The following is a 3226-nucleotide window of genomic DNA, read 5'->3' as shown; positions in this document are numbered from 1 at the left end:
AATCAGCAATAGACCCCCCAACCATGACAGTGCTCTACCCCCGAAGGTGAGACACGAGGCACTACCTAAATAGTTTTCGGAGAGAACCAGCTATTTCCAAGTTTGTTTAGCCTTTCACCCCTATCCACAGCTCATCCCCTAACTTTTCAACGTTAGTGGGTTCGGTCCTCCAGTACGTGTTACCGCACCTTCAACCTGGCCATGGATAGATCACTTGGTTTCGGGTCTACACCCAGCGACTGAACGCCCTATTCGGACTCGCTTTCGCTACGCCTTCCCTAATCGGTTAAGCTTGCCACTGAATGTAAGTCGCTGACCCATTATACAAAAGGTACGCCGTCACCCGTTTCCAGGCTCCGACTGTTTGTATGCATGCGGTTTCAGGATCTATTTCACTCCCCTCCCGGGGTTCTTTTCGCCTTTCCCTCACGGTACTGGTTCACTATCGGTCGATTACGAGTATTTAGCCTTGGAGGATGGTCCCCCCATCTTCAGACAGGATTTCACGTGTCCCGCCCTACTTGTCGTACACCTAGTTCCACAATACTGTTTTCGCATACGGGGCTATCACCCACTATGGCCGGACTTTCCATTCCGCTTTGCTAACAATACTGCTAAAGAGTACAAGGCTGATCCCATTTCGCTCGCCACTACTTTGGGAATCTCGGTTGATTTCTGTTCCTGCAGCTACTTAGATGTTTCAGTTCACTGCGTTCGCTTCTGTTACCTATGTATTCAGTAACAGATGACCCATACGGGCCGGGTTTCCCCATTCGGATATCTGCGGATCAAAGCTCGTTTGCCAGCTCCCCGCAGCTTTTCGCAGGCTACTACGTCCTTCATCGCCTGTAATCGCCAAGGCATCCACCACATGCACTTATTCGCTTGACCCTATAACGAGTATGTCTCGCTATAGGCTGAGTTCTCGCGTTGTGCCGTATTCCAAGACAATCTTTCGATTGCTCTGGTAATACTGGTTGATACAATCACAACCCAGTGTCGCGTTTTTAATGTGCGCCTCATCAACGCACCGCGACACCTTTACTACATTCCATATTGTTAAAGAACAGCCGAACTTTTACGCTCGTCTTGGCTAGGCCAAACGCAAACACCATCGACACAGCGTCGATGCTTGCGTTTGGTAACCAAAAGGTAATGGTGGAGGATGACGGGATCGAACCGACGACCCCCTGCTTGCAAAGCAGGTGCTCTCCCAGCTGAGCTAATCCCCCAGTCACGGCAGAGTACAACTTCCACCGTCCGTAACTTGGTGGGTCTGGTAGGACTTGAACCTACGACCCCCGCCTTATCAAGACGGTGCTCTAACCACCTGAGCTACAGACCCTTGGCTGTAACATCAAACAAACCGATAAGTGTGGACGCCTAACGTCGGATGCACGCTCTTAAAGGAGGTGATCCAGCCGCACCTTCCGATACGGCTACCTTGTTACGACTTCACCCCAGTCATGAACCCTACCGTGGTAATCGCCCTCCTTGCGGTTAGGCTAACTACTTCTGGTAAAGCCCACTCCCATGGTGTGACGGGCGGTGTGTACAAGACCCGGGAACGTATTCACCGCGGCATGCTGATCCGCGATTACTAGCGATTCCAGCTTCACGTAGTCGAGTTGCAGACTACGATCCGGACTACGATGCATTTTCTGGGATTAGCTCCACCTCGCGGCTTGGCAACCCTCTGTATGCACCATTGTATGACGTGTGAAGCCCTACCCATAAGGGCCATGAGGACTTGACGTCATCCCCACCTTCCTCCGGTTTGTCACCGGCAGTCTCTCTAGAGTGCCCTTTCGTAGCAACTAGAGACAAGGGTTGCGCTCGTTGCGGGACTTAACCCAACATCTCACGACACGAGCTGACGACAGCCATGCAGCACCTGTGTCCACTTTCTCTTTCGAGCACCTAATGCATCTCTGCTTCGTTAGTGGCATGTCAAGGGTAGGTAAGGTTTTTCGCGTTGCATCGAATTAATCCACATCATCCACCGCTTGTGCGGGTCCCCGTCAATTCCTTTGAGTTTTAATCTTGCGACCGTACTCCCCAGGCGGTCAACTTCACGCGTTAGCTACGTTACTAAGGAAATGAATCCCCAACAACTAGTTGACATCGTTTAGGGCGTGGACTACCAGGGTATCTAATCCTGTTTGCTCCCCACGCTTTCGTGCATGAGCGTCAGTGTTATCCCAGGGGGCTGCCTTCGCCATCGGTATTCCTCCACATCTCTACGCATTTCACTGCTACACGTGGAATTCTACCCCCCTCTGACACACTCTAGCCGTGCAGTCACCAATGCAATTCCCAAGTTAAGCTCGGGGATTTCACATCGGTCTTGCACAACCGCCTGCGCACGCTTTACGCCCAGTAATTCCGATTAACGCTTGGACCCTACGTATTACCGCGGCTGCTGGCACGTAGTTAGCCGGTCCTTATTCTTCCGGTACCGTCATCGACCCCAGGTATTAACCAGAGCCATTTCTTTCCGGACAAAAGTGCTTTACAACCCGAAGGCCTTCTTCACACACGCGGCATTGCTGGATCAGGCTTTCGCCCATTGTCCAAAATTCCCCACTGCTGCCTCCCGTAGGAGTCTGGGCCGTGTCTCAGTCCCAGTGTGGCTGATCGTCCTCTCAGACCAGCTACTGATCGTCGCCTTGGTGGGCCTTTACCCCACCAACTAGCTAATCAGACATCGGCCGCTCCTATAGCATGAGGCCTTGCGGTCCCCCACTTTCACCCTCAGGTCGTATGCGGTATTAGCCAATCTTTCGACTAGTTATCCCCCACTACAGGGCACGTTCCGATGTATTACTCACCCGTTCGCCACTCGCCGGCAGGAGAAGCAAGCTTCTCCCCCGCTGCCGTTCGACTTGCATGTGTAAGGCATGCCGCCAGCGTTCAATCTGAGCCAGGATCAAACTCTTCAGTTCAATCTGCTGTTTTCGCTCTTTACGAGCGGTCGCTCACTCTCAGAATCTGACTTGAACTTTCGTTCAAACCTTACTTCTGTGCGAGCACTTCATTACTTGTTAGCTAGCGGATCGAAATCCGCCGCATCCAGTATTAAGCGCCCACACTTATCGGCTGTTTGCTTGTTAAAGAACTTCGCGATCAACTTTGTTCACCGCGTCGCTGCGTTGTCTGCAGCAGAGAAACGAGATTATGCAGAGCTTTTTCGTCGCTGTCAACAACTCGTCGAAGAATTTTTATC

Annotated in this window: 2 tRNA genes and 2 rRNA genes; all 4 read right to left on the bottom strand. The window is 51.9% G+C overall.

What is annotated here, in order from left to right:
* Positions 1 to 891: ribosomal RNA gene (locus N511_RS0100025) — 23S ribosomal RNA — on the bottom strand; the annotation flags it as partial.
* A gap of 265 nt (positions 892 to 1156) precedes the next feature.
* A tRNA-Ala gene (locus N511_RS0100020) sits at positions 1157 to 1232 on the bottom strand.
* 36 nt (positions 1233 to 1268) lie between these two features.
* Positions 1269 to 1345, bottom strand: a tRNA-Ile gene (locus N511_RS0100015).
* A gap of 60 nt (positions 1346 to 1405) precedes the next feature.
* Positions 1406 to 2945 (bottom strand): 16S ribosomal RNA (locus tag N511_RS0100010).
* Between the last annotated feature and the right edge of the window lie 281 nt (positions 2946 to 3226).

It is taken from the genome of Ralstonia sp. UNC404CL21Col, assembly GCF_000620465.1.
Lineage (GTDB): Bacteria > Pseudomonadota > Gammaproteobacteria > Burkholderiales > Burkholderiaceae > Ralstonia > Ralstonia flatus.
Note: the sequence above shows the minus strand (reverse complement) of the source record. Positions and strands in the feature narration are given on the sequence as shown.